The sequence below is a fragment of the Pseudonocardia sp. genome, assembly GCF_029263155.1.
Taxonomy (GTDB): Bacteria; Actinomycetota; Actinomycetes; order Mycobacteriales; family Pseudonocardiaceae; genus Pseudonocardia.
Window position 1 is genome coordinate 23,305 of sequence record NZ_JAJCYB010000031.1, and the last position, 24,939, is coordinate 48,243.

At 75.8% G+C, this 24,939-nt stretch carries 29 protein-coding genes and 1 pseudogene; 14 read left to right on the forward strand and 16 right to left on the reverse strand.

Annotated features, from left to right (window positions below; genetic code table 11):
• The first annotated feature begins 21 nt into the window (after nucleotides 1-21).
• From dxs to Q1K26_RS05190, 5 genes and pseudogenes are all read left to right on the forward strand, one after another.
• Nucleotides 22-1,923, forward strand: a complete 1,902-nt coding sequence (dxs, locus tag Q1K26_RS05175; RefSeq protein WP_300008010.1) for a 1-deoxy-D-xylulose-5-phosphate synthase — start codon at nucleotides 22-24, stop codon at nucleotides 1,921-1,923.
• Nucleotides 1,923-2,588: a response regulator transcription factor gene (locus Q1K26_RS05180; RefSeq protein WP_300008012.1), complete on the forward strand. Its 666-nt coding sequence runs from the start codon at nucleotides 1,923-1,925 to the stop codon at nucleotides 2,586-2,588. The genes dxs and Q1K26_RS05180 overlap by 1 nt, the downstream gene beginning before the upstream one ends.
• Before the next feature lie 120 nt (nucleotides 2,589-2,708).
• Nucleotides 2,709-3,821, forward strand: a complete 1,113-nt coding sequence (locus tag Q1K26_RS05185) for a HAMP domain-containing sensor histidine kinase (protein WP_300008013.1) — start codon at nucleotides 2,709-2,711, stop codon at nucleotides 3,819-3,821.
• A gap of 117 nt (nucleotides 3,822-3,938) precedes the next feature.
• Nucleotides 3,939-4,115, forward strand: a pseudogene (locus tag Q1K26_RS28665) (type IV toxin-antitoxin system AbiEi family antitoxin domain-containing protein); the annotation flags it as partial.
• 440 nt (nucleotides 4,116-4,555) lie between these two features.
• Nucleotides 4,556-4,903: a hypothetical protein gene (locus Q1K26_RS05190; RefSeq protein ID WP_300008014.1), complete on the forward strand. Its 348-nt coding sequence runs from the start codon at nucleotides 4,556-4,558 to the stop codon at nucleotides 4,901-4,903.
• A gap of 60 nt (nucleotides 4,904-4,963) precedes the next feature.
• Here Q1K26_RS05190 and Q1K26_RS05195 read toward each other — a convergent pair whose 3' ends face one another.
• The 3 genes from Q1K26_RS05195 to Q1K26_RS05205 form a co-directional block, all read right to left on the reverse strand.
• The gene (locus Q1K26_RS05195) at nucleotides 4,964-6,121 is read right to left on the reverse strand and encodes a ribonuclease D (RefSeq protein WP_300008085.1); all 1,158 of its coding nucleotides are present in this window, start codon (nucleotides 6,119-6,121) and stop codon (nucleotides 4,964-4,966) included.
• An 86-nt stretch (nucleotides 6,122-6,207) separates the two neighbouring features.
• A complete protein-coding gene (locus tag Q1K26_RS05200) occupies nucleotides 6,208-6,861 on the reverse strand; it encodes a response regulator transcription factor (protein WP_300008087.1) in 654 nt (217 codons plus the stop codon).
• Between the two features lie 295 nt (nucleotides 6,862-7,156).
• Nucleotides 7,157-7,786, reverse strand: a complete 630-nt coding sequence (locus Q1K26_RS05205; protein ID WP_300008015.1) for a DUF3000 domain-containing protein — start codon at nucleotides 7,784-7,786, stop codon at nucleotides 7,157-7,159.
• Between the two features lie 105 nt (nucleotides 7,787-7,891).
• Here Q1K26_RS05205 and hemE point away from each other — a divergent pair, with 105 nt between their 5' ends.
• Together hemE and hemG are read left to right on the forward strand one after the other, a co-directional pair.
• The gene (gene hemE, locus Q1K26_RS05210; RefSeq protein ID WP_300008016.1) at nucleotides 7,892-8,947 is read left to right on the forward strand and encodes a uroporphyrinogen decarboxylase; all 1,056 of its coding nucleotides are present in this window, start codon (nucleotides 7,892-7,894) and stop codon (nucleotides 8,945-8,947) included.
• The gene (gene hemG / locus Q1K26_RS05215) at nucleotides 8,944-10,494 is read left to right on the forward strand and encodes a protoporphyrinogen oxidase (protein WP_300008018.1); all 1,551 of its coding nucleotides are present in this window, start codon (nucleotides 8,944-8,946) and stop codon (nucleotides 10,492-10,494) included. Before hemE ends, hemG begins: the two co-directional genes overlap by 4 nt.
• Nucleotides 10,495-10,510: 16 nt before the next feature.
• Here hemG and Q1K26_RS05220 read toward each other — a convergent pair whose 3' ends face one another.
• Nucleotides 10,511-11,179 carry an AAA family ATPase gene (locus Q1K26_RS05220; RefSeq protein ID WP_300008019.1) on the reverse strand — a complete coding sequence of 223 codons (669 nt, stop codon included), beginning with the start codon at nucleotides 11,177-11,179 and terminating at the stop codon, nucleotides 10,511-10,513.
• A gap of 36 nt (nucleotides 11,180-11,215) precedes the next feature.
• Here Q1K26_RS05220 and hemQ point away from each other — a divergent pair, with 36 nt between their 5' ends.
• From hemQ to Q1K26_RS05235, 3 genes are read left to right on the forward strand one after another with little or no spacing between them, the layout of a single operon-like run.
• Nucleotides 11,216-11,911: a hydrogen peroxide-dependent heme synthase gene (hemQ, locus tag Q1K26_RS05225; protein WP_300008020.1), complete on the forward strand. Its 696-nt coding sequence runs from the start codon at nucleotides 11,216-11,218 to the stop codon at nucleotides 11,909-11,911.
• Between the two features lie 26 nt (nucleotides 11,912-11,937).
• Nucleotides 11,938-12,177, forward strand: a complete 240-nt coding sequence (locus Q1K26_RS05230) for an antitoxin (RefSeq protein ID WP_300008021.1) — start codon at nucleotides 11,938-11,940, stop codon at nucleotides 12,175-12,177.
• The gene (locus Q1K26_RS05235; protein ID WP_300008022.1) at nucleotides 12,174-12,572 is read left to right on the forward strand and encodes a type II toxin-antitoxin system VapC family toxin; all 399 of its coding nucleotides are present in this window, start codon (nucleotides 12,174-12,176) and stop codon (nucleotides 12,570-12,572) included. The genes Q1K26_RS05230 and Q1K26_RS05235 overlap by 4 nt, the downstream gene beginning before the upstream one ends.
• Here Q1K26_RS05235 and Q1K26_RS05240 read toward each other — a convergent pair.
• Nucleotides 12,565-14,163, reverse strand: a complete 1,599-nt coding sequence (locus Q1K26_RS05240) for a hypothetical protein (RefSeq protein WP_300008023.1) — start codon at nucleotides 14,161-14,163, stop codon at nucleotides 12,565-12,567. The genes Q1K26_RS05235 and Q1K26_RS05240 overlap by 8 nt on opposite strands.
• Nucleotides 14,164-14,671: 508 nt before the next feature.
• Between Q1K26_RS05240 and Q1K26_RS05245 the strand changes: the two genes are divergently transcribed.
• Entirely contained in the window at nucleotides 14,672-14,923 is a 252-nt protein-coding gene (locus Q1K26_RS05245; RefSeq protein WP_300008024.1) for a hypothetical protein, read from the forward strand.
• A gap of 26 nt (nucleotides 14,924-14,949) precedes the next feature.
• Here the strand turns inward: Q1K26_RS05245 and msrB are convergent, their stop codons facing one another.
• Together msrB and Q1K26_RS05255 are read right to left on the reverse strand one after the other, a co-directional pair.
• Complete coding sequence (msrB, locus tag Q1K26_RS05250; protein WP_300008025.1) at nucleotides 14,950-15,375, reverse strand: peptide-methionine (R)-S-oxide reductase MsrB; 426 nt, start codon at nucleotides 15,373-15,375, stop codon at nucleotides 14,950-14,952.
• 59 nt (nucleotides 15,376-15,434) lie between these two features.
• On the reverse strand, nucleotides 15,435-15,743 hold the full coding sequence (locus Q1K26_RS05255; RefSeq protein ID WP_300008026.1) for a hypothetical protein: 309 nt from the start codon (nucleotides 15,741-15,743) through the stop codon (nucleotides 15,435-15,437).
• A 32-nt stretch (nucleotides 15,744-15,775) separates the two neighbouring features.
• Here Q1K26_RS05255 and ligD point away from each other — a divergent pair, with 32 nt between their 5' ends.
• On the forward strand, nucleotides 15,776-16,798 hold the full coding sequence (gene ligD / locus Q1K26_RS05260; protein WP_300008027.1) for a non-homologous end-joining DNA ligase: 1,023 nt from the start codon (nucleotides 15,776-15,778) through the stop codon (nucleotides 16,796-16,798).
• 219 nt (nucleotides 16,799-17,017) lie between these two features.
• The gene (locus tag Q1K26_RS05265; RefSeq protein ID WP_300008028.1) at nucleotides 17,018-18,232 is read left to right on the forward strand and encodes a DUF732 domain-containing protein; all 1,215 of its coding nucleotides are present in this window, start codon (nucleotides 17,018-17,020) and stop codon (nucleotides 18,230-18,232) included.
• A 36-nt stretch (nucleotides 18,233-18,268) separates the two neighbouring features.
• Here the strand turns inward: Q1K26_RS05265 and Q1K26_RS05270 are convergent, their stop codons facing one another.
• The 9 genes from Q1K26_RS05270 to Q1K26_RS05310 form a co-directional block, all read right to left on the reverse strand.
• Entirely contained in the window at nucleotides 18,269-19,861 is a 1,593-nt protein-coding gene (locus Q1K26_RS05270; RefSeq protein ID WP_300008029.1) for an alpha/beta hydrolase, read from the reverse strand.
• Nucleotides 19,862-19,919: 58 nt separating this feature from the next.
• Nucleotides 19,920-20,627, reverse strand: coding sequence for an alkaline shock response membrane anchor protein AmaP (locus Q1K26_RS05275; RefSeq protein ID WP_300008030.1), 708 nt, complete (start codon nucleotides 20,625-20,627; stop codon nucleotides 19,920-19,922).
• Nucleotides 20,624-21,163 (reverse strand): DUF6286 domain-containing protein, encoded by a 540-nt coding sequence (locus Q1K26_RS05280; protein ID WP_300008031.1) that lies wholly within the window; start codon nucleotides 21,161-21,163, stop codon nucleotides 20,624-20,626. The genes Q1K26_RS05275 and Q1K26_RS05280 overlap by 4 nt, the downstream gene beginning before the upstream one ends.
• A gap of 9 nt (nucleotides 21,164-21,172) precedes the next feature.
• Complete coding sequence (locus Q1K26_RS05285) at nucleotides 21,173-21,550, reverse strand: Asp23/Gls24 family envelope stress response protein (protein WP_300008032.1); 378 nt, start codon at nucleotides 21,548-21,550, stop codon at nucleotides 21,173-21,175.
• Nucleotides 21,550-21,738 (reverse strand): hypothetical protein, encoded by a 189-nt coding sequence (locus Q1K26_RS05290; protein ID WP_300008033.1) that lies wholly within the window; start codon nucleotides 21,736-21,738, stop codon nucleotides 21,550-21,552. The genes Q1K26_RS05285 and Q1K26_RS05290 overlap by 1 nt, the downstream gene beginning before the upstream one ends.
• Before the next feature lie 53 nt (nucleotides 21,739-21,791).
• Nucleotides 21,792-22,070, reverse strand: coding sequence for a hypothetical protein (locus Q1K26_RS05295; RefSeq protein ID WP_300008034.1), 279 nt, complete (start codon nucleotides 22,068-22,070; stop codon nucleotides 21,792-21,794).
• A gap of 17 nt (nucleotides 22,071-22,087) precedes the next feature.
• A complete protein-coding gene (locus tag Q1K26_RS05300; protein WP_300008035.1) occupies nucleotides 22,088-22,420 on the reverse strand; it encodes a hypothetical protein in 333 nt (110 codons plus the stop codon).
• Between the two features lie 14 nt (nucleotides 22,421-22,434).
• Nucleotides 22,435-22,896, reverse strand: coding sequence for an Asp23/Gls24 family envelope stress response protein (locus Q1K26_RS05305; protein ID WP_300008036.1), 462 nt, complete (start codon nucleotides 22,894-22,896; stop codon nucleotides 22,435-22,437).
• A gap of 87 nt (nucleotides 22,897-22,983) precedes the next feature.
• Nucleotides 22,984-23,736, reverse strand: coding sequence for a pyrimidine reductase family protein (locus tag Q1K26_RS05310; RefSeq protein WP_300008037.1), 753 nt, complete (start codon nucleotides 23,734-23,736; stop codon nucleotides 22,984-22,986).
• 139 nt (nucleotides 23,737-23,875) lie between these two features.
• Between Q1K26_RS05310 and Q1K26_RS05315 the strand changes: the two genes are divergently transcribed.
• A complete protein-coding gene (locus Q1K26_RS05315; RefSeq protein ID WP_300008038.1) occupies nucleotides 23,876-24,934 on the forward strand; it encodes an iron chelate uptake ABC transporter family permease subunit in 1,059 nt (352 codons plus the stop codon).
• Nucleotides 24,935-24,939 lie beyond the last annotated feature (5 nt).

Consider the following 24,939-nt stretch of genomic DNA (forward strand, 5'->3'; position numbering starts at 1 on the left):
TCCGTCTCCTACGATGGTCCGGTGACCGTGTTGCGATCGATCCGTGGTCCGGCCGACCTCAAGCGTCTCGACGCGGGCCGGCTCCCCGAGCTGGCCGCCGAGATCCGCCGCTTCCTCGTCGACTGCGTGGCCCGCACGGGCGGCCACCTGGGGCCGAACCTGGGCGTCGTCGAGCTGACCATCGCGCTGCACCGCGTCTACGACTCGCCCCGCGACACCCTCATCTGGGACACCGGACACCAGGCCTACGTCCACAAGCTGCTGACCGGGCGCCAGGACGGCTGGGACCGGCTCAAGAAGACCGGCGGGCTGTCGGGGTACCCGAGCCGGGCGGAGAGCCCGCACGACCACGTGGAGTCCAGCCACGCGTCGTCGTCGCTGTCCTGGGCCGACGGCGTGGCCAGGGCGTATGCGCTCACCGGGCAGCAGCGCCACGTCGTCGCGGTGATCGGCGACGGCGCGCTCACCGGCGGGATGTCCTGGGAGGCGCTGAACAACATCGCCGCGGGTGATCGCAACGTGGTGATCGTCGTCAACGACAACGGCCGGTCCTACTCGCCGACGATCGGCGGCCTGGCCGACCGGCTCGCCTCGCTGCGGTTGCAGCCGGGCTACGAGCGGGTGCTCGACGCGGGCAAGGCCGCGCTCTCGCGCACCCCGGTCGTCGGCGGCACGCTCTATGCCGGGCTGCACGCGCTCAAGGCGGGCGTGAAGGACGCGCTGAGCCCCCAGGAGCTGTTCTCCGACCTCGGGCTGAAGTACTTCGGGCCGGTCGACGGGCACGACATCGGCGCGATGGAGTCGGCGCTGCGCCGGGCCCGGCACTTCGGCGGACCGGTGATCGTGCACGCCGTCACGCGCAAGGGCGCGGGCTACCCGCCCGCGGAGAACGACGAGGCCGAGCAGATGCACAGCCCGGCGGCGTTCGACCCGGACACCGGCCTGCCCACCGGGCCGCCGTCGCTGGGCTGGACCACCGTGTTCGCCGAGGAGCTGGTGGCGATCGGCGCGCGGCGGCCGGACGTCGTCGCGATCACGGCGGCGATGCTGGGCCCCACCGGGCTCGCCCCGTTCGCGGCGGCCTACCCGGAGCGCTGCATCGACGTCGGCATCGCCGAGCAGCACGCGCTGACGTCCGCGGCGGGGTTGGCGCACGGTGGGCTACACCCGGTCGTCGCGCTGTACTCCACGTTCCTCAACCGCGGGTTCGACCAGCTGCTGATGGACGTCGCCCTGCACCGGCAGGCGCTCACGCTCGTGCTCGACCGCGCCGGGGTCACCGGCAGCGACGGGCCCTCGCACAACGGCATGTGGGACCTGTCGCTGCTGGGCATCGTGCCCGGGATGCGGGTCGCCGCCCCCCGTGACGCGATCACGTTGCGGGAGGAGCTGGCCGAGGCGCTGGCCGTCGACGACGGGCCCACCGCGATCCGCTTCCCCAAGGGCACGGTGATCGACGCGGTGCCCGCGGTGCGCCGTGCCGACGGGGTGGACGTCCTGCACGAGACCCCCGACTCGTCGGTCCTGCTGGTCTGCGCGGGAGCGTTCGGCACGCTCGGCGTCGCCGCCGCGGAGAAGCTGGCGGCCCAGGGTGTGCCGGTCACCGTGGTGGACCCGCGGTGGGTGCTGCCGGTGCCGGCGACCGTCGTGGACATGGCGGCGGCGCACCGGCTCGTCGTCACCGTCAGCGACAGCGGCCGGCACGGAGGTTTCGGGTCGGTCGTGGCCGCGGCCCTGCGCGACGCCGAGTGCGACGTGCCGCTGCGCGACGTCGCGATCCCGCAGCGCTTCCTCGACCACGGCAGCCGTCCTGACGTGCTGGCGGCCATCGGGCTCACGGCGCAGGACGTGGCGCGGCGCGTCACCGAGTGGGCGTCGGCGCTCTCCCCGGTCGTCCCCGACGACGTGCCGGTGGACTCCTGATGCGCGTGCTCGTGGTGGAGGACGAGCGCACGCTGGCCGAGGCCATCGCCCGCGGTCTGCGGCGCGAGGGCATGGCCGTGGACGTCGCGTTCGACGGCGACAGCGGGCACGAGAAGTCCACGTTCACCCGCTACGACGTGGTGGTGCTTGACCGCGACCTCCCCGGCATGTCCGGTGACGCGCTCTGCGCCGAGATCGTGTCCGCGGGTGCGACCACCCGGGTGCTGATGCTGACGGCGAGCGGCACCCTGGCCGACAAGGTCGACGGGCTCTCGCGCGGCGCCGACGACTACCTCGCCAAGCCCTTCGACTTCCCCGAGCTGGTCGCCCGGCTGCGCGCGCTGGGCCGCCGGGCCACCCCTGCGGCCCCCCCGCTGCTGACCGCGGGCGACGTGGCCCTGGATCCGGGCAGGCGCACGGTGCGCCGCGCCGAGCGGCCGGTGGAGCTCACGCGCAAGGAGTTCGGCGTGCTGGAGGTGCTCATCGGCGCCGGCGGCAGTGTCGTCAGCAGCGAGGAGCTGCTGGAGCGGGTGTGGGACGAGAACGCCGACCCGTTCACCACCACGGTCCGGGTCACGGTCATGACGCTGCGCAAGAAGCTCGGCGAGCCCGGCGTGATCGAGACGGTGGTGGGCGCGGGTTACCGGGTCCCCGCCGCGGGGTGAGCGGGCGGCGGGCGGACCGTCCGGGCTGCGTCCTGCGCCGCGGACGGGTGCGGTGAGCGGGCGTCCGCCGGGGAGCCGCCGGCACCGCACGGCGTCGGGCCCGGGCCGCGGGGGAGCGCGGTGAGCGGGCTGCGGCCGCGGCTGACGTTGCTCGCCACCGCGCTGGTGGCGCTGGTCAGCGGGCTGCTGCTGTGGCTGGGGTGGCTCCTGGTCGCCGGGGTGTCGCAGGCCGTCCCGGTCCTGCCCCCGGGCACGACGGTGCGCGTCGACGGGCTCGACGTGCCCGCCGAGCGGCTCGGCGAGGCGATGGGCGCGGCGGCGCAGGCGGAGGTGCTGCGGGCCGGGCTCATCGCGTTCCCGCTGGTCGTGGTGGCCGCGGCGGGTGTGTCCTGGGTGCTGGTCGGGCGGGTGCTGGGTCCGCTGCACGCGGTGACGGCCACGGCGCGGCGGCTCACCGTCGACTCCCTCGACACCCGCACCGACGTGGCCGCCGCGCGGGGCGAGGTGGCCGAGCTGGCCGCCGGGTTCGACGCGATGCTCGACCGCCTGCAGTCCGCGTTCGACGCCCAGCGTCGCTTCGTCGCCAACGCCAGCCACGAGCTGCGCACCCCGCTGGCCGTGCTGCGCACCGAGGTGGACGTGACGCTGTCCGATCCCACAGCCGACGTCGACGAGCTGCGCCGCATGGGCGCGGTCGTCCGCGACGCCACCCGCCGCGCTGACGACCTCGTCACCGGCCTGCTGCTGCTCGCCCGCACCGAGGGCGCGCTGCCCGACCTCGCCGCGGTGGACCTCGCGGTCGTCGTGGCCCCGGCGCTCGCCGCGGTGCGGGCGGAGGCGGGCCGGCGCGGGCTCCGGATGCAGGTGCACACGTCGCGGGCCCCCGCGCTAGGTGATCCGGTGCTGCTGGAGCGGGTGGCGGGCAACCTGCTGGAGAACGCGGTGCGGCACAACGTGGCCGGGGGCTGGGTGGAGGTCGGGACCGGCGTCGCGGGGACGACGGCGGAGCTGCGGGTGGCCTCCTCCGGGCGGGCCGTGGCGCCGGAGCGGGTGGAGGAGCTGTTCGAGCCGTTCCGGCGCGGCCCGGTGGAGCGCACCGGGGACGCCCCCGGCTCCGGGCTGGGCCTCTCGATCGTGCGCGCGGTGGTGACGGCGCACGGCGGCACGGTGGCGGCGGCGCCGGTCACGGGCGGCGGGCTGGTGGTGACGGTGCGGCTCCCGGGGCGTTGCTGATCGTCCGGCGCGAAAGGCGCGGCTCCACGGCCGCATACCGGCCGGACGATCAGCAACGCATCGGTGGCCTGTGGACAACTCGACGCCCGGCTGCTCGGGGCACAGCACTGTGTCGGCATGGGACGACATCGGCAGCCGCTGTCCGCGCGGTTGAGCCGGCTCGACGAGGCGCTGCGAGCGTTGGCGGCCGCGCACGGAGGGGTGGTCACGGCGCGGCAGTGCCGCTCCCTCGGTGCCGACGACGCGGCGATCCGCCGGCTGATCGCCTGTGGTGCGTGGGCCCGGGCCCGCCGTGGCGTGTACCGGGACCGGCGTCGACCCGGGGCGCCGGGGATGGCGGACGCGGGCCACCACGGGCTGTGCGCCGCGCTCCTGGCGAGCCTGCACGGCCCGGCAGCGGTGTCGCACACGAGCGCGATCCGGTTGCTGGGGCTCCCGCGGCCTCCGGACGGCGGGGGCGGTCGGGTGTGCGTCACCCGGCGACCGGACGCGCCCTCCAACGACCCGCTGCTCGGTGACGTGCACGTCACCGACTACGACGATGCGGACGTGGTCCTCGTCGACGGGGTGCCCGTGCTCGGCGGGGCCAGGCTGGTGCTCGACTGCTGCGCGGTGCTGCCACCGGACTCGGCCTTGGCCGTGGCCGATGCCGTGCTGCGCCGCGGGATGGCGTCGCCGGGTGATCTGCGGGACGAGCTGGATCGCCGTGCCGGACGGCCTGGCTGGGGCAGGTCGTGGCCCGGGCCGATCCGGGTGGTGCGAACTGGTTCGAGTCGATGTCGCGGTGGTGGCTGCTGGAGGCCGGGTTGCCGAGGCCGGCGTTGCAGGTGCCCTTCACCGGCGACGGGGGCTACGCCGAGGTGGACATGTGGTTCCCCGGCCGGCGCACCGTGGGTGAGGCCGACGGGGCAGGCAAGTACGACCGGATGGGCGCGCTGTTCGCGGAGAAGCGTCGCGAGGACTGGCTGCGCGACCGACATGGCGTGGAGGTGGTGCGCTGGGTCCCCGAGGAGATGCGTACCCCCCGCGCCCGGGCGGGGGTGGTGGACAGGTTCGAGCGGGCCTTCGCGCGGCGTTGCTGATCGTCCGGCGCGTATCCGGGAGCCCAGCGACGCCGTCGGTGCTGGACGATCAGCAGCACCTCAGGGGCGGGCGGTGAGTGCCTGTTCCAGCGCCGGGGCCAGCAGCTCCGCCTGCCACTGCCGGGCTCCGCCCGCGCGGAGGAAGCCCGTGATGTCGCCGTCCTCGGGAGGTGTCCAGCACAGGCGGCGCAACAGGTCGGGCTGGAGCAGGTTCTCCACCGGGATCTGCCACTGCGTGCCGATCCCGGCCACGGCGGCGCGGGCGGCGGTCAGGCGCGCGGCGGCGTCGGGGTCGCGGTCGGCCCAGCGGGAGACCGGGGGAGGGCCGTCGCTCGGGGTGGCGGCCGAGGGCAGGTCGGTGGCGTCGAGACGCGCGGCCGAGCTGAGCGCGGCCCACCAGTAGGAGGTCAGGCGGCGCTGGGAACGGCCGCGGAACACCGGCATCGCGGCGAGCGCGGCCGCGGACTCCGGTGCGCGGGTGGCGGCGTCCACCACCGCGGCGTCGGGGAGCACCCGGCCGGGCGCGATGTCGCGCTCGGCGGCCAGCCGGTCGCGGGCCTCCCACAGCGCGCGCACGGCGGCGAGCTGGCGTGGCTTGCGGAGCTTGTGGATGCCCGAGGTGCGGCGCCACGGCTCCGCGCGGGGGGCGGGCGGTCCGGCGGTGCGCACGGCCTCGAACTCCTGGTGGGCCCACTCCAGCTTGCCCTGCTCGGCGAGCAGCGCCGCCAGATGGTCGCGCAGCGCCACCAGGACCTCGACGTCGAGTGCCGCGTAGACCAGCCAGTCCTGGGGCAGCGGTCGGCGCGACCAGTCGGCCGCGCCGTGGCCCTTCTCCAGGGTCAGGCCGAGCAGTTGCTCGACCATCGGGCCCAGCCCGACGCGGGGCAGGCCCGCGAGCCGGCCGGCCAGCTCGGTGTCGAACAGCCGCGTCGGTGTGAGACCCACCTCGGCGAGGCAGGCGAGGTCCTGGGACGCCGCGTGCAGCACCCATTCCGGTCCGGTCAGCGCCGGGGCGAGGTCGGACAGGTCGCTGCCCAGCGGGATGGGGTCGACCAGCGCGGTGCCTGCCCCCTCGCGGCGCAGCTGCACCAGGTAGGCCCGCTGCGAGTACTTGAAACCCGATGCCCGTTCGGCGTCGACGGCGACCGGGCCGGTGCCCGCCGCGAACTGCTCGGCGACGGCCCGCAGCGTGCCGCCGTCGGAGACGACGTCCGGCAGGCCGTCGGCCGGGACCAGGAGCGGGGTGGTTGCCGGGACGTCCGGCGTCCCCTCCGGCGCCGGTGACCCCTCGTGGCCCTCAGCGGTCAGCGGATGACCCCGGCCCGCATCGCCAGCGCGACCATCTGGGCGCGGTCGCCGGTGCCGAGCTTGCGCCCGATCCGCGACAGGTGGCTCTTGACGGTGAGCGCGGACAGGCTCAGCGCCTCGCCGATCTCCTTGTTGGACTGGCCGTCCGCGACCAGCTGCAGCACCTCGACCTCGCGCGCGGACAGCTCGCGCGGGGTGTTGTCGGTGCCCGGGACGCGGGTGCCGGTGGCCAGCAGCGGCGCGACCGTGGGGTCGGCGTAGACGCCGCCGTCCAGGACGCGCTTGACGCCGTCGGTGACGACCGCGGGGGACGCCGACTTGAGCAGGTACGCCTGCGCCCCGGCCTGGAACGCGGAACGCACGGCGTACGGGTCGTCCGAGGAGGCCAGCACCACCAGCCTGGTCCAGCCCAGCGAGCGCAGCTCGGTGACGAGGTCGAGCCCGCTGCCGTCGGGCAGTCCGAGATCGAGTATCGCCAGATCGCACGGCCCGTTGGCGTGAGCGCGAGCCCTCGCCTCGGCGACCGACGCGGCCTCGTAGACCGTGCCCGCTCCCATCGACCGCAGGCGCGCGGCGATCGCCTCCCGCAGCAGCGGGTGGTCGTCGACCACCAGCGCGGAGAAGAGCTCCTCCCGCGGGTGCGGGACCATCGCGGGCGACAGCACGGCACCGGTGGTGCCGCGAACTGGTGCGCCCTGGCCAACTACGGCCACGGTGTTACCTCCCTGGAGTCGGTCGTTGCCCCCGACCGGCACCAGACCTCGGCCGGCGAAGAGACCGCCCGAGGAGGTGTCGTGGAGGAATCGTAGCCCCCCAAGCGGTCTAACGTCGTGTATCTGTTCGAACTTAGCGGGGTGAAAGTTACAGCCATGTCGAGCGGTGTCCACTCGATCGGGTGAGTAACACGATCACTGTTCGCGGCGAAGGCGCAGGTGGGCACGCCGATCAGACCGTTCGATGGGCGAGAGGAACTGCGCCGACCGGTGGTAGACCTGCGGCGGACGCGACGAAGGCGCAGAAGGCCTCGGCGTGCCGCGACAGGTCCGTGCCCACCGGGGTCCAGGACGCGCGCAGCTCCACGTCGTCCTCGCGGACCGGCCCGACGGTGCCGCCCCGCGCTCCGCCTGCGGTCCGCGCGATGTCGCCGAACCGCACCGACGACGTCTGGGTGACGGTGCCGCCGAGGGCGACGTGCTCGGCGTGGTGGTCCTCGAGCGCCTCGGTGAGCCACGACCACCCGACGACGGGCAGCATCTCGTCGCCGAGCTGCTCGGGCTCCAGTCGCGCCTGCACGAAGCAGACGAGCCGGAACGTGCCCTCCCAGGCGTCCTGCCCGGCGGGGTCGTGCAGGAGGATCAGCCGCCCGGAGGTGTCCGACTCGTCGACGCCGTCGTCGGCGGCCTCGCGGCCGAGCGTGGAGTCGGCCACCTCGACGCTGAACGCCCAGGTCCACGGCGCGAGCCGGGGCGGCGCGTCGAGGGCGGAGACGATCAGCTCGGGACGCGGGCGCAACGTGCCGATCGAGTCCACGGCGCGCCGGAAATCGGGTGGCGGGGCGGCGGTGACGTCGGGCACGAGCCGGGACTCTAAGCGGGGTCGGGCCCCGATCCGGACAGGCGCGCCGAACCCGGTCGCGCCGGGTGATCGCCGGTCCCGCCGTCGTGGGAGGATGGCACGGCCATGGCTACCTCTCCCGTGCTCACCCGGCCGCGCCGCGATCTGGCCTCGGCCCCGTTCCTGGTCGCCGCGCGCGGCGAACGCCCGGCCCATCTGCCGGTGTGGTTCATGCGCCAGGCCGGCCGCTCGCTCCCGGAGTACCGGGCCCTGCGCGCCGGCACCGGGATGCTGCAGTCGTGCCTCACCCCGGACCTGACCTGCGAGATCACCCTGCAGCCGGTCCGCAGGCACGGTGTCGACGCAGCCATCCTGTTCAGCGACATCGTGGTACCGCTGCACGCCGCGGGCGTGGGCGTCGACATCGTGGCCGGCACCGGGCCGGTCGTGGCGAACCCGGTACGCACGGCGGCGGACGTCGCGCGGCTCCCGGAGCTGGACCCCGAGCAGGTCGCGCCGGTCCGGGACGCGATCGGGCTGCTGATCGCGGAGCTGGGTGCCACGCCGCTGATCGGGTTCGCGGGCGCCCCGTTCACGCTGGCGTCGTACCTGATCGAGGGCGGGCCCAGCCGCAACCACGAGCGCACGAAGGCGCTGATGCGCTCGGCTCCCGACGTGTGGCACGCGCTGCTCGGTCGCCTGGCCGACCTGACCTCGACGTTCCTGCGGGTCCAGGTGGACGCCGGCGTCGACGCGGTGCAGCTGTTCGACTCCTGGGCGGGCGCGTTGTCGCTGCGCGACTACCGCGAGTTCGTCGCGCCGCACTCGGCGCGGGTGCTCGCCGCGATCACCGAGGTGCCGCGCATCCACTTCGGTGTCGGCACCGGTGAGCTGCTGGGTGCGATGGCGGAGGCGGGCGCCGACGTCGTCGGCGTCGACTGGCGCATCCCGCTCGACGACGCCGCCCGCCGGGCCGGAGGCGCACACCCGGTGCAGGGCAACCTCGACCCCGCGGTGCTGTTCGCCGACTTCGGCTCGGTCGCCTCGGAGGTGGCGCGGATCGCCGCCGAGGGCCGCCGCACCCCCGGGCACGTGTTCAACCTGGGCCACGGCGTGCTGCCCGACACCGATCCCGACGTGCTCACGCGCCTGGTCGACCTGGTGCACCGCCAGCCGGTGTGAACGTAGCGATCATCGGGGCCGGGATCTCCGGCCTGGTCGCCGCGCACCGGCTGCGCACCCGGCTCGGCGCGGGAGCCCGGATCACCCTGCTGGAGCAGCGCGACCGCGTCGGTGGCGTCCTACGCACCGTGGATCTGGCCGGAACGGCGTTCGACGTCGGAGCGGAGGCGTACCTGGCCCGCCGCCCCGAGCTGCCGGGGCTGCTCGCGGAGCTGGGACTGTCGGCGGTGCACCCGACGGCCGCGTCCGCGACGATCCGCGCGGCCGGCCGCACCCGGCCGCTGCCCGGCGGCACCCTGCTCGGCGTGCCGGGCCGCGCCGCCGTGCTCGACGGCCTGCTGTCGGCCGCGGGCCTGGCCGCGGTGGCCGCCGAACCGGACCGTCCGCTGCGCTGGGAGCCGGGCGCCGACGTGGCCATCGGCGCGCTGCTGCGGGACCGCTTCGGCGACGAGCTGCCCGACCGGCTCACCGACCCGCTGCTCGGGGGCGTCTACGCCGGCCGGGTCGACGCGCTCGGTCTGCGTGCCACCATCCCCGCGCTCGCCGCGGCCCTCGACGCCGGCGCCCCGTCCCTGACCGCGGCCGCCGACGCGGCGACCACACCCGCACGGCGCGACACGCGCACGCCGAAACCCCGACTCGCGGGAGACGACGCGCGAGTCGGGGCCTCCGTGCGCGCGAGTCGGGGCCTGCGTGCGCAGGCCGGCGGTGGGCCTGCCGGTGGTGGGCCCGGCGGCGGTGGGCCTGCCGATGGTGGGCCCGGCGGCGGTGCGGCGGCTGGGGGTACGGCGGGCGGACCGGTGTTCGGCGCGGTCCGCGGGGGGTACGGGGTGCTGCTCGACGCGTTGCTGGCCGCCGCCCGGCCGGAGGTGCGGCTGGGGGTCACCGTCCGCGGGATCGAGCGTCGCGCCGACGGGTGGCGGCTCGTGCTGGGCCCGACCACCGCACCCGAGGCCCTCGACGTCGACGCGGTCGTGCTCGCCGTGCCCGCCCCGGCCCTCGCGCGGCTGCTCGCCCCGGTCGCGTCGGGCGCCGCCCGGGCGGCGGGGGAGATCGAGCTGGCCTCCTCCGCCGTCGTCGCGCTGGCCTACCGCGCGGCGGACGCGGCCGGCCTGCCGCCGACGTCCGGGGCGCTGGTCGCGGCGGGTGAGCCGCTGCACGTCAAGGGGGTCACCCACTCGTCGAACAAGTGGGCCCACCTCGGCGCCGACGGCCTGGTCCGGCTCCGGGCCTCGCTGGGCCGGTTCGGGGAGGCCGCCACCCTGCAGGTCGACGACGCCGAGCTCGTCGCGCGCGTGCGCGGCGACCTGGCCGCGCTGACCGGGGTCACCGCGGACCCGGTGGCCGTGCACGTCCAGCGCTGGGGCGGCGGGCTGCCGCAGTACGGCGTGGGGCACCTCGACCGGGTCGCGGCCATCGAGTCCGGGCTGCCCGACGGCCTCGCCGTCGCCGGCGCCGCGCTGCACGGGGTCGGCGTACCCGCCTGCGTCGGTACCGCCCGCGCGGCGGCCGACCGCATCACCCTGATCGTCCGATCCGGGACATGAGCATCGCCGGCGACGCTCATGTCCCGCTCCTGGCGATCTCGGCCGGGGAGGCCGCGGGCCCGGGTCGCGGTGACCGTCGTCGGGTCGCCCACGGGACCCGCGCAGGTTGAACAGGAAGTCCAGCAGGGCGTCGTGACCGAGCGCGCCACCGGCGCGCAGCCTGTCCAGCATGCTGTGGCGGACCGCCCCCTCCAGCGCGACCGCGCCCCGGCGGTCGCGCCACCGCAGGTCGGCCACCAGCAGGTCCCGCACGATGTCGTGCGGGAACACCCCGCGCGGCCCGGTCTCCACGTAGGGCCGGGCGCGCAGCCAGTCCAGCAGCTCCGCTGCGGTGACCGTCCTGCTCGGCGGCGTCGAGCGGGGCCAGCAGCTCGTAGGTGTCGACGAGCAGCACCGCGCGGGAGTCCGCGGCCGCGAGCGGGGCGAGCGCGGGCCGCAGCGCGTCGGGACCGGGGGCCAGGTCGCGGGCGACCACCCGCACCACGAGCGCGGCCACCGCCAGGTCCCTGAACATCCGCAGCAGCGCGCTCTTGCCGATCCCGCCCGGCCCGTGCACGTGCAGCACGGTGAACGGCGGCTCGCCGGGAGCGTCGACCGCCCGCCGGAACAGCTCGAACTCCGCGGCGCGGCCGACGAACGCGCGCCGGCGCGCGGCGGCCACGCGCTGGGCGAGCGTCGGCCGCATCCCGTGCACGGTAGCCGCGGATGGCACGATGGGAATATGGCCCGCCTGGACTACGCCGAGCTCAACTCCGCCATCCGCTACACCATGTGGTCGGTGTTCCGGGTCGAGCCCGGGCGCCTGCCCGACGACCGCACGGCGCCGGCCACGGAGGCCGCGGAGTACCTCGACGGGCTCGCGGCGAAGGGCGTCACGGTGCGCGGCGTCTACGACGTGGCGGGCCTGCGCGCCGACGCCGACTACATGGTGTGGTGGCACGCCGACAACGTCGAGGCCCTGCAGGGCGCATACGCCGACCTGCGCCGCGCCACCGCGCTCGGGCGGGCGAGCGTGCCGGTGTGGAGCCAGGTGGCGCTGCACCGGCCCGCCGAGTTCAACAAGAGCCACATCCCGGCTTTCGTGGCGGGGGAGGAGGCACGCGGCTACGTCTGCGTCTACCCGTTCGTGCGGTCGCTGGACTGGTACCTGCTGCCCGACGAGGAGCGCCGCACCATGCTCGCCGACCACGGCAAGGCCGCCCGCGGGTACGCCGAGGTGCGCGCCAACACCGTGCCCGCGTTCGCGCTGGGCGACTACGAGTGGATCCTCGCGTTCGAGTGCGACGCCCTGGACCGCATCGTCGACCTCATGCGCGACCTGCGCGCCACCGAGGCGCGCCGGCACGTCCGCGAGGAGATCCCGTTCTTCACCGGGCCGCGGGTGCGGGTGGAGGCGCTCGTCGACGCGTTGCCGTAGCGCTGGAACAGCGCTATTCTGCATGCATGGCGACGATCCAGATTCGAGACGTCCCTGACGAAGCACACCAGCAGCTCGCACGTCTCGCGCAGGAGGCCGGGCAGTCCCTGCAGGCCTACATGCGTCGTCGGGTGATGGAGATGGCCGCCGAGCCCAGGGCCCGGATCGACGCGATCCACCGGCTCGAGGGCTTCCTCGTCGAGTACGGCGGGGTCGGCGCCACGGCCGAGGAGATCGTCGCCGACGTCCACGCCGCCCGGCGGTGACGGGCTTCGTCCTGGATGCCTCCGCCTACGTGCTCGCCTTCACCGAGGTGAGCCCGCCCGCTCGGGCGCTTGCCGCGCGGATCGTCGCGGGCGACTCGCACGTGCCTCATCTGATGTCGGCCGAGGTCGGGGCGGTGGCGCGGAGCAAGGTGGCACGAGGGGAGCTCACCGCGGCACACGCGCTGGCCCTCGTGGAGGAGGTGGCCGTGGTCGTACAGCACCACTACGTCCATCGCCCGCTGATACGGCTGGCGTGGAGCCTGCGCGCGAACCTGTCGTTCTACGACGGCCTGTATGTGGCGCTCGCCGCGAGTCTCGGAGTACCACTGCTCACCGCCGACGCCCGATTGTCCCGCGCACCTGTGCTGCCCTGCGCGGTGGAGACTGTCAGCTGATCGGGCGGCATCCCCGCGTCGAAGCTGCAGCCCGCGGGGCAGCCCACGCCTCGCACCTCCCCGCGCCGTCGTGGTGATCGGCTGACCCGATCCGTGGACAGCGTTCGCCGCCTGCTGCCACCCCGGCCTGCGGCCCGACCGGCCGGCGCTGGGCCGGATCGTGCCGCAGTGGCGCCGCGACGACGTGGTGGGATCCGCCGAGTCGTCGATCGTGCTGGGCGAGGGAGTGCTCCGGCTGCTCGCGGTGTGGGGCTCGGGCCGCGGTGCGGTGCTGGTGCTCGACGACCTGCACTGGTGCGATCCGGACACCCTCGCGGTCGTCGAGTACCTGGCCGACCACGTCCCCGAGCAGCGGGTGCTCATCCTCGCCGCCACCCGGCCGGATGCGGCGGGCGGGGTCACGGCCCGATCGCTCGGTGCCCGGCGGGCCGCCACCGTGGTGCACCTGCCACCGCTGGTTCCGCAGCAGGTCGCCGCCGTGGCGGCCAGGTGCCTGGGCACGATCGACCTCCCGGACGGCCTGGTGGACGTGCTGACCCGCGCCGGCGGCGTGCCGTTCCTGGTCGAGGAACTGCTGGCAGCGGCCGCGGACCGGGGCACCCTGCGGCGGGACGGCGCCGGGTGGGTGCTGGGGCCGGGCGCGGACCGCATCGTCCCCGCCACGTTCGCCGCGGGGGTCGCGCAGCGGCTCGGGTCGCTGGCCCGCTCCGACCGCGACGTCGTGCTGGCCGGTGCGGTGCTCGGCAGGCGGTTCGACGAGGCGGTCCCGGCCGAGATGGTGGGCCGGACCGACGACGACGTCCGCGGGTCCCTGCGTCGCGGCGTCGGGGCTCAGCTCCTCGCGATCGCCGACGGCGAGTTCGCGTTCCGTCACGCCCTGACCCGCGACGCCGTACTCGCCTGCCTGACCACGGCGGAGCAGGCGGACCTGGCGCGGCGGGCCCGGGTCGCGATCGAGGCCCGTCATCCCGGCCTGCCGGGGATCTGGGCCGAGGTCGCCGCCGACGTGGCAGTCACGGCCGGCGATCACGACGACGCGGCCGGGCTGCTGCTCGTGAGCGGCCGCGCAGCCCTGGCCGACGGCGCGCTGCGCACGGCGCGCCAGCTGCTCGACCGAGCCCGGGACCTGGCCGGGGCGGGCACGCCGCGCTCGGTCGAGATCGACGAGGCGCTCCTGCAGGTGGTGACTGACGCCGGGGACGGCGACGCGGTCCGCGCGATCGGGGACCGGCTGGCGGGCGCCGACCTCGACCCGGACCGCCGCACGCACGTCCACCTGCTCCTCGCCGAGTCGGCCGCCGCCGCGACGGCGTGGGATGCGGCCGAGACGGAGCTGGGCCGGTGCCGCCGCACGGCCCGGGCCGACGCCGGGCCACGGATCGACGCGCTGGCCGCGCACGTCGCGCTCGGCCAGGGCCGGTCGGGCGAGGCCGCGGAGCTGGCCCGCCGCGCGCAGGAGGCCGCGCGCCGGCCCGAGGACGCCGAGACGGCGTGCCGCGCGCTGGAGGTGCTGGGCCGGATCGCCCGGCTGCACGACATCGACGAGGCCGAAGGGGCGTTCACCGAGGAACTGCGGATCGCCGGGCGGCACGGGCTCACGCTGTGGGTCGTCCGCGCGACGCACGAGCTGGGCACCCTCGACCTGATCCGGAGTGCGTCGTCGACGCGGCTGGAACGGGCCCGCGAGCTGGCGAGCGACGCCGGGGCGCTGGCCACCGTCGCGGTGCTCGACCTGCAGCTCGCGGCGGTCCGGGTGCTGCGGTGGGAGGTGCGCGGGACCATCGACGCCGCCCGAGGGGGACCCGGGGATCGGCTCCGTCGTCGCCTATTTCGAGCAGAAGACCTTCGCCGAGCAGCTCGGGCTCCGGTCGTTCCTGCTGCCGACGACGTCGGGCCGATGCGGTTCGGCACGTCGATCCGCATCGACCTCGGACGGACCGACGTCCCCGGTGCGCTGACGATGACCTCCGCCGACTTCGCCGGGCCCGAGGACCGGGCGGAGTTCGAGAGGTACATGCAGCCGGTCCTGGAGGGCTTCGCCGCCGAGCCGTCGTTCCTCGGCACCGTGCTGAGCACCTCGGGGGGGGCGTGGCCACACCATGACCGCGTGGACCGGCACGCAGGAGGCGCTTGCCGCGGTCGGCCGCAACCGGGCGCACACCGAGGGCATGTCGCGGGTGCTCAGCGGCGCGATGGGGTCCAACGGGGTCACCACCGTGTGGGTGCCCTACCGGATCAACGACCAGCTCCCGCGCTGCGCGGCCTGCGGCCGGAAGGTGCGCCTGCCGGCCGGTGCGGCCACCGCCGACTGCGCGTGCGGGGGTTCGGTCGCGGCGACGTCGTACATCTGATCGCTACGGACTTCGGCGCGCGCCCTTCAGGCGTCGGGGACCAGCTTCAGCGAGATCGAGTTGATGCAGTAGCGCAGGTCCGTCGGGGTGCCGTAGCCCTCGCCCTCGAACACGTGCCCGAGGTGGCTGTGGCAGGTGGCGCACACGACCTCGACGCGCTTCATACCCATCGAGTAGTCGGTGCGTTCGATGACGGCCTCACCGGCGAGCGGGGTGAAGAACGACGGCCAGCCGCAGTGCGAGTCGAACTTGGTGTCGCTGCGGAACAGCTCCGCGCCGCACGCGCGGCACTCGTAGACACCGGTGGTCTTGGTGTCGGTGTACTCGCCCACGAACGGGCGCTCGGTGCCGGCCTGGCGCAGCACCTGGTACTCGGCGGGGGTGAGCTGCGCGCGCCACTCGGCGTCGGACCTGACGACGGTGGCGGGCTGCTCGGAGGTGGCGGGATCCATGCGTCCCAGGCTACGTCGGGACCCCGGCAGCGCGCTGCGGATCCGGGCGAACAGACTCCTTACAGCCACGTCGTGATCACGAACATCAGCGCGTCCCACACGAGGTAGGCGGCGACGGCGAGCAGCAGCGCCGCGACCAGCACCGCGCCCCACCGCCGCGGGCCCCGGGCCCGGTTGGCCGACTCGGCGAAGTCGCCGACCCCGGCGAGGTAGCCCTCGACGGTGAACGCGGGTCGCTGGCGCTGCATCCGGTCCAGGTGGGCGGCGAACGCCTGCGCGTCGGGATCGTCGGGGTCCAGGCCGAGCAGCTCGTCGTCGAACTGGGGGGACCGGGCCGCGGCCCGGTCCGGATCGTGGAGTCCCGGCACCCGAGCAGCGTAGCGGAGTAGCGTGCGCCACCGTGGCGTCCAAGGCACCGGTCGAGCTGCTCACCGTCGGGGACCGCGAGGTCCGCCTCACCAGCCCGGACAAGATCTACTTCCCCGGGCCGGGGATCACCAAGCGGGACGTCGTGCACTACTACCTCGCCGTGGCCGAGCCGCTGCTGCGGGCGCTGTACGAGCGCCCGACCAACCTCAAGCGCTTCCCGGACGGGGTGGAGGGCGAACCGTTCTACGGCAAGCGCCTGCCCAAGGGCGCTCCCGACTACGCCGAGACCGCCCTGGTGAGGTTCCCCAGTGGGCGCACCGCGGAGTCGCTGTGCCCCACCGAGCCCGCGGTGCTGCTGTGGGCCGCGAACATGGGCACGTTCGACTTCCATCCCTGGCCGGTGCGCCGCGCCGACACCGACCGTCCCGACGAGCTGCGCATCGACCTCGACCCGCAGCCGGGCACCGACTTCGCCGACGCGCAGGCCGTCGCGGCGGTGCTGCGCGAGGTCCTCGACGATGCCGGCCTGGTGGGCTGGCCGAAGACCTCGGGAGGGCGCGGCATCCACGTGTTCGCACGGATCCGGCCCGAGTGGGACTTCATCGACGTCCGGCACGCCGTGATCGCGATCGCCCGGCGGGTGGCGCAGCGCCTCCCCGAGCGGGCGACCGTCGACTGGTGGAAGGAGGAGCGTGGCGAGCGTGTCTTCCTCGACTTCAACCAGGCTGCCCGCGACCGCACCGTCGCGTCCGCCTGGTCGGTGCGCGGGCGACCCCGCGCCACCGTGTCGATGCCGCTGACCTGGGAGCAGCTGCCCGACGTCGAGCCGGAGGACTTCGACGTGCGCACCGTGCCGGGCCTGCTGGTCGAGCGCGGCGACCCGCACGAGGCGATGGACGCCGCCGTCGGCGGGATCGAGACGGCGCTGGAGTGGTACACCGCCGACGAGCGCGACCACGGCCTGGGCGAGATGCCGTATCCGCCCGAGTACCCGAAGATGCCGGGTGAGCCGATGAGGGTCCAGCCCAGCCGGGCGCGACCGGCATCCGGATGACCTCCGCAGGTCGGTGACCTGCGGTGATTCCCACACCTCACACGGGCACCAGCTCACTCGACGGAACGGGGCGCCACTGCGTTCCGTCACCGCCGCCCCCCGGATTCTCGCCTGAAGGGACGCACAACCGATTCCTTCGCCACGCGCTGTCGTTGAATCCAGTGACGACCGGCCGCCGGGGCCGGTGACGACAGGGGGTGCACGGTGTCGAGTGCTCCGATGGCGACGACCGGTGGGCACGCGGACCAGGTGTCCGCGACGGAGCGCACGGCGTCGATGCCCCCGGTGAACGAGCACGACCCGGCCGTGCGTCGCCGGGTGGCCGAGGCCGCGGCGTACGCCGCCGAGCTCCGCGCGTCCACCGCGGCCGCCGAGGCCAAGGCCGCGATCGCCGCCGCGGCCCGGGCCACCGAGGTGGCCGACGCCGCCGCGCAGGCCGCCGCGCAGGCCGATGTCGCCGTCCGGGCCGCGGCTGCGGCCGAAGCCCGCGTCGCCGGCCACCCCCGGTCGGAGCCGGCGCACCGTTCCCGCACCGCGGACGCGGTCCCGGGCACCGAGGACGGGGTGGACGGGGAGGGCGGCGCGCACGCCGCAGGCCGGGTCCCGGGCGCGGTGGAGCCCGCCCTGCTGCTGGGCTCCGAGCCCGCCCCCGGCGGGCGGGCCGCCCGGAGGCGGGCGGAGGAGGCGGCGACGGCGATGTTCGCCGCGGTCCCGGCCGAGCCCGACCCCGAGGCGGAGGCAGCGGCGGAGGCAGAGGCAGAGGCCGAGGCCGAGGCCGAGGTCGAGGTCGAGGCCGGGCCCGCCGCGGACTCCGGGGAGAACTCCGCCGGTGCCCCCGCGGCCGAACGCCCCACGAGGGCGCAGACGCGCCGACGGGCCCGCGCGGCGGCTGCGGCGCAGCGGTACGTGCCCGACGAGCCCGCCACGCCGGAGAGCGCCTCGCGACGCCGCGGCCTGTTCCGCCGCCCGACCCCGCCGGTGCTGGCCGCGGCCGCGGCCGGTGGCGTGCTCGCGCTGACCGGGATGCTGCTCGCGAACGCGCCCGGGACCCCGGGGCCCGCACCCGCGGCGGTGATCGAGGCCGCCCCGAGCCGGGCACCGGTCGTACCGGTGCCGCCCAGCGACATCGCCGACCCGGCAGGCGGCGACCCCGGGGCGGGCGCGGTCGACGTCGACGCGGCGCGGTCCGACGGCGAGGTCGACCCGCTGTCGGACCGGGCGGTCGGCTACCTGCGCGAGCTGCGTGCGGCCGGTGTGCCGACCAGCCGGGCCGGGCTCGCCGAGACCGAGGCGGCCGAGCTCGTCTGCGGAGAGCTCGCCGACGGGGTGGCCGAGGAGCGCATCGCCGGCGCGCTGCCCGCGTCCCTGCCGACGGTCAGCCGGGCGCAGGCCGCGGACCTGGTCGAGATCGCCCGGGACACCTACTGCGGCTGACCGCTGCGACGGGACCGGGTCAGGGCATGCTCGGGGTCAGGGCGGGCACAACGTGCCCGAGGCCGGGACGGCCCCGCCGACGAGCAGGGTGTCGACGGCGGCGTTCACGCACGGGGTGCGCGGGTAGGCGCCCGAACCCGCGCCCTGCCAGCTGACGAACACCCCGGTGGGCAGGGTGTCGGCCACCCGCCGGGCGCCGTCGTGCGGAGCGCGCGGGTCGGCGACGGTTCCGACGACCAGCACCGGGGGGAGCGCGGTCGCGACCGGCGCGGCAGGGGTCACGGAGGCCGGCCAGGGGGCACAGGCCAGCTGCTCCAGGGCGATCGCACCCCCGAGCAGCGGATGGTCGGCACGCAGCTGCTCGGCCAGCTCGGCCACCTCCGGGGGGGAGAGCCGGGCGGGGTTGTCGTTGCACGCCGTGGCGAGCCGCCCGTCGAAGGTGCCGTCGATCCCGAGGGAGGGTTCGAGCAGGTCCAGCAGGGCGACGGGATCGCCCGCGGCCGCCGCGGCCGTCGCCGCGGCGAGCGCGGGCCAGCTGCGGGGCTCGGGCAGGGCGTTCAGGACGGCGGTGACGGCGCCGCCCGCGGTGAGCCGCCTGCCGTCGGGGGCGGCGAGGGGGCGGGCGCGCAGCGCGTCGAGCAGCGCGGTGACGGCGGCGCGGGGATCGGCGCCGAGCGGGCAGGCGCCGGAGCCGGTGCACGAGCCGGCGAACGCGTCGAAGGTGGCCTCGGCGGCCGCGGCCCGCGCCGTCGAGCGATCCGGTTCCGGGGCCGCGGGGTCGGGGGGCCCGTCGAGCACCAACCGCCCGACCGCCCCGGGCGCCGCGGCGGCCCACGCGGCGAGCAGCCCGGCGCCGTCGCCGACACCCACCGCGGACAGCTGCGCGACACCCAGCCGGTCGCGCAGCCGCTCGACGTCGGCGGCCCCTGCGGCGCTGCCGTAGCTGCCGAGCGCGATCGAGGGCGTGATGTTGCAGCCCTGCACCACGGCGCGGGCCTGCTCCAGCAGCGGGGTGAGCTCGGCCTCGGACGTGGCGGCCGGGTCGGCGTCGACGAGGGCCGCGCGCGCGTCGGGCCGGCCGCAGTCGAGCCGGTCCGACCCGGCGCCGCGCCGGTCGATGCCGACCACCGTGAACTTCTCGAGCACGGCGGCGGAGACCTGCGTGCCCAGCACGAGGGCGTGCCGCACCGTCGGCCCGGTGACGCTGTCGCCGACGGCGAGCAGCGGAGGCCGGTCCAGCCCGCCGGGCTCCCCGACCCGGACCACGGCGAGCAGCACCGCGCCCCGCTCGGGCCGCAGCGGATCGGCCGGTACGGGCAGCTCGCCGCACTCGACGCGCAGGTCGCGGCCTGCGGGCACAGCCACACCGAGCGCGGAGAACGCCTGGCCGGTGCAGTCGGCGAAGGGGATCGAGCTGTTCTGCGGCTGCAGCGGGGGCACCGGGTCGGGCGTCGAGGGCACGGCGGGGGCCGGCGGGGCGGCCACGGTCTCCCCGCGCACGGCGACGGGCGGGCGCTGCGACGGACCGACCGTGCATCCGGCCAGCAGCGTCACCAGGCACATCGCCACGCCCAGGGCCCGGTACGGCCTCGGGGCCGCGGCGGTGCCGCGGCCCCGTGCTGTGCTCACGTCGCGCACCCTCTCGCACCTCCGGTGTGGGGGCGGTGAACGGTGCGCTGCGCCGGCGCTAGGCGACCCGGGGACCGTCGCCCGTGGACCGGTCGAGCTCCAGGCGGACGGCCACGGGCAGGGCGTCGAGGCCCAGCGCATCGCGGGCCGAGGCCAGGACCTGCCGGTCGAGGCGGTCCAGGACCTCGCGGACGTCGGCGTCGTCGGTGATCCACAGCGACAGCCGGACGGCGGGCGCGTCGTCGGAGCCGACCATGCGGGCCTTGGCCCGACCGACACCGGGCAGCGCGGCGGCCTGCGCGGCCAGCGCGTCGGCGGCGGCACCGGAGCTGACGACGATGCCGGTCTCCGGGCCGCGGTCGAGCACCAGATCGGGACGGCGTTCGGGGCGCAGGGCCCGCGCGGCCCAGATCAGACCGAGCAGCAGCAGGAGCAGGCCGACCACGATCGCGACGATCCGGGCGATCAGCGGCTGGGCGCGCATCGCGTCGACGACGGCGGGGTCGAGCAGCGGGCGGGCGGCGGCGTCCGGGCCCAGCAGCGGGCGCAGCACGCCGTAGCCCAGCAGCGCCGCGAACGCGCCCACGACGAGCAGCACGAGGCCGATGATCACCAGCAGGGAACGGTCGCGGCCCGCGGACCGGGCCACGGCGGCGCGGGACCGGCGGCGGACCGCCTTGGTGGGAGCAGCCGGAGCGGGGGCCGATCCCTTCCCCGTCGACGCCTGGTTCCCCGTGGACGCCTCCTTCTCCATCGACAGGGTCATCGGGGTCCCTTCCTCTCCTGCACGGTGACGGCCACCCGCGGGCGGCGGGCCAGCGGCAGCTCGTCGAGCAGCTCGCCGACGGACGTGCCGACATCGCTGCGGAGGGCGGAGCTCGCGTCGTTCCACGCCTGGGCGCCGACGGAGATCTTCGTGCCGGTGGCGGTGACCGACGCGGCGGCGACGCCGTCGGTGGCGCGCACGCGGCGGCCCACCAGCCGGGCGAGCACCCGGGGTGAGGTGGTGACGGTGACCTCGGGTGTCGGCGAGGTCAGGGCGACGTCGCGGCGGCGGGCCAGCAGGCCCAGCAGCACCAGCAGCAGGCCGAGCACGCCGACGCCGATCGCGATCCCGGGAACCGGCGCGTCCGACCAGGTCAGGGTGTCCAGGGACGTGCGCCAGTCGGGCCAGGGCACGAGCAGCCCGGTGGTGGCAGGCGTGCGGACCCAGGCCGCGACGACCTCGATCACGACCAGCACGCCGGCCGCGGCGATCGCGAGGCCCAGCAGCGGGGCGAGGATGCGGAGCAGGACACGCATGGTCGACTCCTACTCGACTCGGGCGCCCGAGGCGCCGGCGCCGTCGTCGGCACCGCGCAGCCCGGTCACGGTGACGGCGAGGTGGCGGATGCGACGCCCGGTGATGCGGCTGAGCTCGCCGCCCACCCGCGAGCGCACCGCGTCGACGGTCCGGCGGACGGGGGCGGGGTACTGCAGGGTCAGCTCCAGGCGGACGTCGACCGCGCCGTCGGGGCCGTCGGTGACCCGGGCGCTCGCCCCGGACGAGCCCATGCCGAGTCCCGCGACGCGGCGCTCGTGGCGCAGCGTGCCCGGGGTCCCGTCGGCGGCGTACTCGACGATCTTGCGCAGGACGGTGCCGTCGATGTCGAGCCGTCCGCGCTCGCCCGCGTCGGCGAGGCCGGTCATCAGCGGTCCCGCCCCCGGCCCAGGACGGAGCCGAGATCGAGCTCGCCGTCGAGCACGCGGCCCGCGACCAGGCCGACGGCGCCGATGAGGAGTGCGACGAGGAACGCGCCGAACCCGCCGATGTAGCCCGTGGCGCCGAGGATGAGACCGGCCAGCAGGCCGGTGTGGGTGTTGTTGGTGAGATTCACGTGTTCTCCCGGGAGATGGAAGGGCCGACGAAGGAGGCCCGGGGTGGGTAGAACTAGTCGACGCGGCGCTCGCGCTGCCGGCGCATGGTGCGGATCAGCGCGATCACGACCCGGGTGGGCAGCGGCAGCGGCGTGACGATCTCGATCGGGGCGTCGTAGCGGGCGCGGTCCGATTGCGTGGCCTCGGGACTCGCGGCCGGGCCCGCCCGGAGGCGGGCCAGCCCGGCCACGAAGTACTCGGGGTCGCCACCCCGGTCGGGATGGTGGTCGCGGATGAACGCGCGGTACGCGGCGCGCTGCTCGGGGCTCATGTCGCGCTCCGAAGGGTCCACGGCCGCCACTCCCGGGCTCAGGACGCCGCAGGAGCGGGCGGTCCGACCGCGAGGGCCGGCACGGCGACGTCGGAAACGGTGATGTCCACGGTGGTCCCGCCGCACAGCGCCGAGACCTCCCGACGCAGGTCCCGGACGACGTCCGGGATGGGGCGCTGCAGGTGCAGCACCACCGCGAGCTCGACCGGCTCGGACCCCTGCCCGATCCGCACACCGAGCAGCCGGCGGCCGGGCAGGTAGGTCGCGACCACACCGAACTTCCCGCCGTCGAGCCGGGCGACCGCGGGGTGCGCGGCCACCGTGGCGGCCACGAGCTCGGCGAGCGCGTCGGGGTCGGTCGACGGGGCCATCAGTGGGGCCTCCGTCACTCGACGCGCGACGGCTGCGTGGAGACGGCCTCGTCGCTGTCGCCGTCCTCGGACGGCAGGTGGATGTCGTTGATCGCGATGTTGACCTCGATGACCTCGAGGCCGGTCATCCGCTCCACGGCGGTGATCACGTTGCGGCGCACCGCCCGCGCGAGCTCGACGATGGACGCGCCGTACTCCACGACGAGGTCCAGGTCCACGGCGGCCTGCTTCTCGCCGACCTCGACCTGCACGCCCGCGATGTTCGACGCGCCGGTGCCGCCGCCGGGGATGCGCTCGCGGATGGCGCCGAACGCGCGGGACACGCCGCCACCCATGGAGTGCACGCCGGAGATCTCGCGGGCCGCGATGCCGGCGATCTTCTGGACGACCGACGCGGCGATGGTCGTCTTGCCCTGCGTGGTGTCGTCCGCCAGGCGGGCGGGGTTGGTGTCACTGGGCTTGGTGGGGGTGCTCATCTGCGCTCCTCGGGTGTTGCTCGGGTCTGCGTACATGGGTAGGACGGGGGTACCCGGTCCGTCCTCACGGAACCTCACCCGATCGGACTAAGGTACACCGCCGGACCGGCGGTAGCGCAGCAGCAGTGCGTCGGAGTCGACGATCGCGCCGACCAGCGTCATCGGCCGCGGGGGCGACCCGGCGGGGCCGTTCGCGATCCGGCCGGCCCTGCCGCCTGCGAGGAGCGGGGAGACGGTCAGGCACAGCTCGTCGACGGCGTCCGCGGCCTGCAGCGAGCCGAGCAGGGTCGGGCCGCCCTCGCACAGCACGCGGTGCAGCCCCCGGCGGGCGAGCTCGCCGAGCAGGGCGTCGGGGGTCAGCCGGTCGAGGACGGCGACGTCGGCTCCGGCGTCGGTGAGGCGGGCGCGGCGCTGCACCGGGGCCGAGCCGAGGGTCAGCACGATCGGTGGCACCCGCGTGTCGGTGAGCAGCGGCGACGCCGGGTCCAGGTCCGCGGATCCGGTGACGACGGCGATCGGTGGCGGGGTGTCCCGGCCGCGGGTGTCACGTCGCGCGCCGCGGTACCCCTCCGCCCGCACGGTGCCCGCCCCCACCAGCACGACCTCGGCCAGTTCGCGGAGCAGCCCGAACACCCGCCGGTCCGCCTCGGAGCCCAGCCCGCCCGAGCGGCCGTCGACCGACACCGCCCCGTCGACGCTGCTGACGAAGTTGACCCGGACGTACGGCGCGGCCGGGCTGTCCGGGTAGGCGTAGTGCGCGGCCAGTGCGGCATCGTCGAGCCCGGGGTCGTCGAGTCCGGGGTCGTCGAGCGGGGCGGGGGACGGCCAGATGCGCTGCACCCGCCCATCCCAGCACGGCCGGTGCGGTTCGGCGCGCGACGGCCGGGTCGGTGGGAGGAACACGACAGGGGTAGGACACTAGGCGAGGCTCACCTATGGTGAGCACAGCACACCCACCAGGACGCCGAGGAGACCGCACGTGAGTACGGCAACCCGGGCGCCGGTCACCACCGGGCCGGTACCCGGCCGTGCCCGTCGCTCGCTGCGCGCGCGCCGGACGGCCGGACTCGCGCTGCTGCTGGCCGCGCTGACGGCGTGCGCGCTGCTGTCGGTCGCGGTGGGGGCCAAGCCGATCCCCCTCGACGTCGTGTGGAACGCCCTCGTGGCCCCCACCGGCACCGAGGACGACATCGTCGTGCGTGCCCTGCGCATCCCCCGCACCGTGCTGGGCCTGGTCGTCGGAGCCGCGCTGGGCCTGGCCGGAGCGCTGATCCAGGGCCACACGCGCAACCCGCTCGCCGATCCGGGCATCCTCGGGGTCAACGCCGGCGCCGCGTTCCTCGTCGTCGTCGGGATCTACGTCTTCGGGGTCACCGAACCGCTCGGCTACGTCTGGTTCGCCTTCGCCGGGGCCGCCGTCGCGAGCGTCGCGGTCTTCGTGCTCGGCTCGGTCGGCCGGGGCGGGCCCACGCCGGTGACGCTGGCGCTGGCCGGTGCGGCGCTGTCCGCCCTGCTCGGTGCGCTTACCTCGGCGGTGATCCTCATCGACGTGGCCACGCTCGACGCGTACCGGTTCTGGGCCGTCGGCTCGCTGGCCGGTCGCGACGGGCAGGTGCTCACCCACGTCGTCTGGTTCCTCGCCGCGGGCGCGCTGATCGCGCTGGCGAGCGCGCCCGCGCTGAACGCCCTGTCGCTGGGCGACGACGTGGCGCGCAGCCTGGGCCACTCGGTCAAGCGCACCCGGGTCACGGGCATCGTCGCGATCACGCTGCTCGCCGGCGGGGCCACGGCGGCCTGCGGGCCGATCGCGTTCGTCGGGCTGGTCGTGCCGCACGTCGTCCGGACGTTCACCGGACCGGACTACCGCTGGCTGCTCCCGGCCTCGGCGCTGTCGGGATCGGTGCTCCTGCTGCTCGGCGACGTGATCGGCCGCATCGTGGTGCGGCCCGGGGAACTGCAGGTCGGCATCGTGCTCGCGCTGGTCGGCGCGCCGTTCTTCATCTACCTGGTGCGCAAGCGGAAGATGGTGCACATCTGATGGCC